Below are 6,781 nucleotides of genomic sequence, written 5' to 3'. Positions count from 1 at the left end.
GGGGAGATGGGGTGATGCACCGGAGTTATAACCTTTAACCTCTAACCTTTAACCTTTAACCTCTAACCTTTAACCTTTAACCTGATAAAACTTTCTATCGTCTGATTAAAAGATTCCGGTTGAGTCATAAAACACCAATGATTTCCGGGTAATTGGGATATTTGTAAGTTTTTTAAATAAGTTTTGTAAGGCTTTAATTGCCAATTTTGACGATTTACGCCTTTTTGTGGTTGTACAAATAGAGTTGGAATATTCACTGGTTCCGTTAATCCGGGTACCCGCATAACTTGATCAAAAATACCGTCTCGTGCAGCTATAGTAAACTTACTACCCCAAGTATTATCAGCCTTTCGTTCAATACTGGCTTGGAAAACTTGTTTTTGTAAAGTTGTCCAATCTTGATATTGATTTAACTGACGTGCTTGTTTTTCCGCTGCTTCATAACTATCAAAAGGTCCCATTCCTTTCAGAAAAGGTAAAACACGGTATAAAATTGGAAAACTTAGCTTGAAAAAATCGGGCATTTTCCAGATAAAAATCGGGTCTACTAGTACCATACTTTTCAAACGCTGGGGATTCTTACTTGCCCAAATACAAGCTAATTTACCACTCCAGGAATGAGCTACAACATGAGCGTTGACCCATCCCATATTATCCATTAAAGCTTCTAAATCAGCAATAACACTATCAAAAGTATAGTCATTTTCCGGTTTACTGCTGTCACCATGACCACGCATATCTGGAGCAATTATATGATAATCTGCTGCTAAATAATCACCTAAACCAGACCAAACTAAGGCATTATCAGCTAAACCGTGGAGTAATAATAGAGGTTCTTTTCCTTGGTTCCATTCCAAGTAAGCAAGTTGAATATCGGCTAAAGATAAAGTTTTACGAATAAACATAATCAATCAGAATTTTTCATTATTTATTGTTAATAAATTTGCTTTTCTATCTATTACTAAACGTCGGGTTTCTAACCAAGATAAACCGATTAATATTTCGTTGATTTCTTCACCACCTAATGCTGGAATCATAAATTCTTGATTGTCAAATATTACAGTACCTTGATAAAGAAAAAATCTAGTTTCACCTCTGGCTGTTCGCATATCTTTTTCTCGAATAAATGACCATTCCAAGCTTTCTACGTCTTGGACATTCATTGCTAAATAGTCAGTAAAACCAGTATCTAACAAAGCATTTACTACAATCATTGAAGTATCAGCACCGATCAAACCAATCTCAAAATATAATTCACCTTTACTACCAAAACTACCTTGAATCATATTCTGCCAACACATCCAGTTTCATTGAGACGTTTTTCCATAATTCTGGCATTAGGATGCTTTTGGCGAATTTTTTGAAAAGCAGTTTCGGCATCGGGGTCTATAGCATAATCTCCGCTTTCTGGTTCAATCATAATAGCCCAGTTGTAATGATTTTTAATCAAATCCGGACTAACTCGCTCAAATATGTCTCTACAGCGCTGAGTAAATGCTTCTTTCTCAGCTTTAAGTTTCGCTTTTTCTTCTTGACTAAGCTGAGGTTGCTGATACTTCCCGTGTTCTTCGAGTACTTCAAAAATTCTTTTACCGTGAGGTACTTTGATACGAAGTTTATCAGTCATAGTTAAAACTGTTATTTTTCAAGTATATCAAATATAATAATATTATAATTTTAGATCAGAGAATAATTTAACTGAAGCGAATTTTATTCATATTCCTTGATAAATAATAAAAGCAAATAATTTATACTTAATAATGGCAAACCAAAATAGAGAGAGCCGTCTCCGAGAACATCTAGCCAACGAACGCACTTTTCTCGCCTGGTTGCGGACATCAATTTCTTTAATCGGATTTGGTTTAGCAATAGCTAGATTTGGTTTATTTTTACGCCAATTACAAACTGCAACGGCTCAAGAAATAGTAGAAAAATCTACTGTTTTTAACTACCAAAATTTAGGATTAACTTTAATAATTGTTGGTATTTTAATTCTTGCTTTAGCAACTTTACACTACAATCGAGTATTTAAAGAAATTGAGGAAGCAAATTACCAACCCAATCGTTTATTAATATGGTTTCTAAGTAGTGTTTTAATGCTACTAGGTCTATTAAGTATTCCCTTAATTTTAGTACGTAGAAATTCCACTTCACCAATTAGAAACCCCCCTCAACCACAATCGAGAAAATAAACACTCTCTTACCTCCCTTTGCGATATACTCAGCGTCACTCTGCGTTAATTCATCTTAAATCGTCAAATTTGCGCTATATTCAAACTAATGAGGAATCGCAAAATATCTAAAACAATACAGCAATCTTTAGCTGTATTTCGCTACAGCGGACGAGCTGTAAACTTAGTTTGGACTACTAACCGCACTCTAACAATTATTCTGGCAATTTTAACTTTAGTTGCCGGACTTTTACCCGCTGCTGTTGCCTATATTGGTAAATTAATTGTCGATGCTGTTGTTCAAACCCGAAATTTATCTTCTTTACAAGATAATCCAAATTATTCTCTTGCTTTAATGTACGTGGGATTGGAAGCTGTTGCTGTAGCAGTACTCGCTCTTAGTCAGCGTGGACTTAGTATTACTCAGTCGCTGTTACGGGTATTACTTGGACAAAGAGTTAACGAACTGATTCTGGAAAAAGCACTCAGTTTGGAATTACCGCAGTTTGAGGATTCAGAATTTTACGACAAAATGACCAATGCACGACGTGAAGCTTCTAGTCGTCCGCTTTCTTTAGTTAATCGTACTTTTGGTTTGGTGCAAAGTGCTTTATCGCTGTTTACTTACGGCGCTTTGCTATTTGGCTTTTCTTTATGGGCTGTAGTAGTATTAATTTTAGCTGCTGTGCCTGCGTTTATTGCCGAAACTCGCTTTGCTGGACAGGCTTTTCGTTTATTTCGCTGGAGAGCGCCAGAAACCCGTCAACAGCATTATTTAGAGACGCTGGCTGCTAGAGAAGATTTTGCCAAAGAAGTGAAACTTTATCAGCTTGGTGATATGTTGTTGAGTCGTTACCGTAGCTTATTTGATCGATTATACGGAGAAGACCGCGATTTAACAATCAAGCGGGGATTTTGGAGTTACTTATTAGGTTTGTTGAGTACTGCAACTTTCTACGTTGCTTATGGATGGATTGTGGTAGAAACAATTGCGGGAAGAATTTCCTTGGGAGATATGACAATGTATCTTACAGTATTTCGTCAGGGACAAACTACTTTTTCAGGTGCTTTAACTTCTATCGGTGGAATGTATGAAGATAATCTGTATCTTTCCAATCTTTACGAATTTTTAGAAGAAGAAGTACCGACAAATTACGGCAAAGCAATTAAAGGTATAAATCCACAAGATGGAATTCGCTTTGAAAATGTTTCTTTTACTTATCCTGGAAGTACAAAACCGGCTTTAAAAAATATTTCGCTGCATTTACAACCAGGAGAAAAACTCGCAATTGTTGGTGAAAACGGTTCGGGAAAGACTACTTTAATTAAATTACTGACTCGGCTTTACACTCCAGAATCGGGAAGGATTCTATTAGATGGATTGAATTTAGAAGAATGGAATTTAGATACATTACGGCGACGAATTGGGGTAATTTTTCAGAATTTCGTTCGCTATCAATTTACCGTCGGTGAAAATATTGGTGTCGGTGACGTGGAAAAATTATCTGATCAAACAGCATGGAAAATTGCAGCGAAAAAGGGAATGTCATTACCCTTTATCGAACAATTACCCGATAATTTTACAACTCAATTAGGACGTTGGTTTAAGTCAGGACAAGAACTTTCCGGCGGACAATGGCAGAAAATCGCTCTTTCTCGCGCTTTTATGCGAAATAGCGCCGATATACTCGTTTTAGATGAACCTACTTCCGCAATTGATTCTCAAGCAGAATACGAAATTTTTGACCGTTTTCGCAGCTTGACAAAAGATAAAATGGTATTCTTGATATCCCACCGTTTTTCTACAGTGCGAATGGCTGACAAAATCGTCGTCATTGAACAAGGTGAAATCTTGGAAACCGGAACCCACGAAGAGTTATTACAAGCAAAGGGAAGATATGCGACATTGTTCTCTTTACAAGCGCAAGGTTATAAGTGAGGATGGGCATTACTAACTCCTAACTCTTCACTCCTAACTCCCAACTCCCAACTCCCAACTCCCAACTCCCAACTCCCAACTCCTAACTCCTAACTCCTAACTCCAAAATTGATTAGCCTTCCCTACAACGTAACAATTGGTTACAATACTTTTGCGTGCTTTACCCGGAGTAATAAGCGATGGATTTGATATTGGAACCGACGATTCCCGTGAAAATCGAGAAAATGAAGCAACGGGTACAATGGCAGCACAAAACTATTGTGCAACGAGGAATCGATCAAACGAGTATGGTGATCGATGACGGTAAGGAGGATAGTTTGGAATTCTCTTTTATGGTTATCGGTGACAGCGGTACAACTTGTCAAGATGGACATCATCCCCAGCGAGAAATTGCCAAATTGATGCTTCAGCACCGCGATCAATGTCGGTTTGTTTTGCACACTGGTGATGTAATTTATACTGTGGGTTCCCGCGAGTATTACCCGTCAAATTTTATTGAACCTTATCGCGAGTTTTTGCGGGGTGGTGAAAATCCCCAAAATATTACTTATGACAATATGGTATTTGATACTCCGATTCTCACAACTTTGGGGAATCACGATTATTATGATGTACCCTTGATGTATCGCGTAATTACGGGACCGACGCTACAGTTACGTCGTTTATTACGCTATAAGGATATTGAAATTGGTTGGCATGGTTCTGAACAAGGAGATGCTTATGCAAAGGCATTTCTTGATTATTTAGCGCGGTTCAATCAACAGCAAAAATTAGAGCTTCACTTAGACAAACATTACACCGCTAAAACCAACAACGGACGCTGTTTGCGCTATCAACCCGGACATTTCACCCGTTTACCAAATCGTTATTATACGTTTCGTTACGGCGGTATTGACTTTTTTGCTCTTGACTCAAATACTATTAATGAACCTTCTCCGATACCAGAAACGCCACAAGGAGATATTCGCAGAAAAGCTTTAATTCAGCGCCGCGATGAGATAGATGTTGAAGAACAGCAGATTTTAGAAGAATACGATAAACTTAACCTGGATAATCCCGAAGATGCTCAAAAAAGCGATGCACTCGAAGCAATTTTAAGTCAAATTAACGAAGTCAAAGTTGATATTGAAAAACAACTCGCATCTCATGATCCCAACGTTGATTTTGAACAACTTGAATGGTTTAAACAAAGGTTAATTGAATCCTGGAACAGTTCCGAAGTTCGCGCTCGTATCGTTTATTTTCACCATCCACCCTATGTTACTGAAGCAAGTAAGTGGTATCAAGCACAAACCCTTGCTGTTCGTCGTCGTCTGCGGTGGGTATTCGATCAAGTTGCTCAATCCATCGGTAACTTGAATGGCGATCGCCCTATTGTTGATTTAATTTTAAACGGACACGCCCACTGTTTAGAGCATCTTTATACCACAAATACGGGACAAGCAGATTCTCACATCAATTGTATCATCAGCGGTGGCAGCGGTCATTATCCCCGTCGTCAGCGGAACACTGGACCGGAATTAATGGAAACTTTTGATTATATTTCCGGCAGTCCTATCCGTAAAGTTGCTGATTCTTTACTATTTATCGGTCATAAAGGTTACGAATCATTAGAACGCTTTGCTTATTCCGGAATCAGAATTGACGTTAAAGCAGGTAATCCTGTAAAGTTTGTTGTCAAGCCATTTGTCGCCGAACGTTTTGGACATCAATGGAATTACCCTGATATTGAACCGTTTGTAATAGGTTAAAAAAGGTTAAAGGTTAGAGGTTAAAGGTTAAAGGTTAGGAGTTAACAAATTCCCAATTCCCAATTCTCAATTCCTATTTAAAATAACATGAATCGCAATCACAGATTAGATTTTTTAAATTATTTCCGCTTTGCTACAATTTTTTTTATTATGTTGTTCGGGTTACTTTTTTATCCGATTAATGCAGCATTTGCGAATACATCTAATAATACATCTAATAATATTTATCAATATAAATCCGTTGCAAGTTCAGATGGTATTGGTAAAGTTTATATGGGTAGAGAAATTTCTCAGGTAATGGGACATCAAGGTGCGATGTGGTTGGAAAGACCTACCCGAGAAACCCAAGAAAAACCAAGTAAAATTCTCAGCGCTCTTGACTTAAAAGATACTGATGTTGTAGCAGATATCGGTGCTGGTACTGGCTACATGAGTTTTCGTATAGCTCCTAGAGTGTCCGATGGAAAGGTGTTTGCTGTAGATATTCAGCCGGAAATGTTGGATGTGATCAACTTTTATAAAAAAGAAACAAATATTACTAATGTCGAGCCGATTTTAGCGACACCTACTAATCCTAATTTACCAGCTAAAAGTGTGGATTTAGCATTAATGGTAGATGCTTATCATGAGTTTGAATATCCACAGGAAGTTATGCAAGGGGTTGTAAAATCCCTTAAACCAGGAGGTAAAGCGGTACTAGTAGAATATCGAGGTGAAAATCCTTTTCTTGCTATCAAACGCTTACATAAAATGACTCAAAAGCAAGTCAAAAAAGAAATGAAAGCCGTAGGATTAACTTGGATCGAAACTAAAGAATTGCTTCCTCAGCAGCATTTAATGATATTTGGAAAATAAGATGGTGGTTAGTTGATGGTGGTTGGTTGATAGTTGATGGTGGTTAGTTGATGGTTGTTATTTAT

7 protein-coding genes are annotated in these 6,781 nt (G+C 37.6%); 4 read left to right on the top strand and 3 right to left on the bottom strand.

The features are described from left to right. Positions 1 to 62: 62 nt before the first annotated feature. The 3 genes from IQ247_RS30825 to IQ247_RS30815 are packed head-to-tail and all read right to left on the bottom strand — an operon-like array spanning position 63 to position 1,627. Entirely contained in the window at positions 63 to 905 is an 843-nt protein-coding gene (locus IQ247_RS30825; protein WP_193925859.1) for an alpha/beta fold hydrolase, read from the bottom strand. Positions 906 to 911: 6 nt separating this feature from the next. Further along, positions 912 to 1,301: an aspartyl protease gene (locus IQ247_RS30820; RefSeq protein ID WP_228060203.1), complete on the bottom strand. Its 390-nt coding sequence runs from the start codon at positions 1,299 to 1,301 to the stop codon at positions 912 to 914. Further along, on the bottom strand, positions 1,283 to 1,627 hold the full coding sequence (locus IQ247_RS30815; protein WP_228060202.1) for a hypothetical protein: 345 nt from the start codon (positions 1,625 to 1,627) through the stop codon (positions 1,283 to 1,285). Before IQ247_RS30815 ends, IQ247_RS30820 begins: the two co-directional genes overlap by 19 nt. A gap of 133 nt (positions 1,628 to 1,760) precedes the next feature. Here IQ247_RS30815 and IQ247_RS30810 point away from each other — a divergent pair, with 133 nt between their 5' ends. The 4 genes from IQ247_RS30810 (at position 1,761) to IQ247_RS30795 (ending at position 6,716) form a co-directional block, all read left to right on the top strand. Beyond that, positions 1,761 to 2,192 (top strand): YidH family protein, encoded by a 432-nt coding sequence (locus IQ247_RS30810; RefSeq protein ID WP_193925857.1) that lies wholly within the window; start codon positions 1,761 to 1,763, stop codon positions 2,190 to 2,192. A gap of 88 nt (positions 2,193 to 2,280) precedes the next feature. After that, positions 2,281 to 4,110 (top strand): ABC transporter ATP-binding protein, encoded by a 1,830-nt coding sequence (locus IQ247_RS30805; RefSeq protein ID WP_193925855.1) that lies wholly within the window; start codon positions 2,281 to 2,283, stop codon positions 4,108 to 4,110. A 179-nt stretch (positions 4,111 to 4,289) separates the two neighbouring features. Then, positions 4,290 to 5,861 carry a metallophosphoesterase family protein gene (locus tag IQ247_RS30800; RefSeq protein ID WP_193925853.1) on the top strand — a complete coding sequence of 524 codons (1,572 nt, stop codon included), beginning with the start codon at positions 4,290 to 4,292 and terminating at the stop codon, positions 5,859 to 5,861. 150 nt (positions 5,862 to 6,011) lie between these two features. Then, positions 6,012 to 6,716 (top strand): class I SAM-dependent methyltransferase, encoded by a 705-nt coding sequence (locus tag IQ247_RS30795; protein ID WP_228060201.1) that lies wholly within the window; start codon positions 6,012 to 6,014, stop codon positions 6,714 to 6,716. The last annotated feature ends 65 nt before the right edge of the window (positions 6,717 to 6,781 follow it).

Origin of the sequence: Plectonema cf. radiosum LEGE 06105, from assembly GCF_015207665.1 — a bacterium.
In the GTDB taxonomy this organism is placed as follows: Bacteria; Cyanobacteriota; Cyanobacteriia; order Cyanobacteriales; family Nostocaceae; genus Rivularia; species Rivularia radiosa_A.
The sequence above is the reverse complement of the archived record's forward strand: the minus strand, read 5'-3'. Positions and strand labels throughout refer to the sequence as shown.

Coding starts and splice junctions, on each gene's coding strand:
- IQ247_RS30825 (WP_193925859.1), bottom strand. CDS start 905: ATGTTTATTCGTAAAACTTTATCTTTAGCCGATATTCAACTTGCTTAC.
- IQ247_RS30820 (WP_228060203.1), bottom strand. CDS start 1,301: ATGTGTTGGCAGAATATGATTCAAGGTAGTTTTGGTAGTAAAGGTGAA.
- IQ247_RS30815 (WP_228060202.1), bottom strand. CDS start 1,627: ATGACTGATAAACTTCGTATCAAAGTACCTCACGGTAAAAGAATTTTT.
- IQ247_RS30810 (WP_193925857.1), top strand. CDS start 1,761: ATGGCAAACCAAAATAGAGAGAGCCGTCTCCGAGAACATCTAGCCAAC.
- IQ247_RS30805 (WP_193925855.1), top strand. CDS start 2,281: ATGAGGAATCGCAAAATATCTAAAACAATACAGCAATCTTTAGCTGTA.
- IQ247_RS30800 (WP_193925853.1), top strand. CDS start 4,290: ATGGATTTGATATTGGAACCGACGATTCCCGTGAAAATCGAGAAAATG.
- IQ247_RS30795 (WP_228060201.1), top strand. CDS start 6,012: ATGTTGTTCGGGTTACTTTTTTATCCGATTAATGCAGCATTTGCGAAT.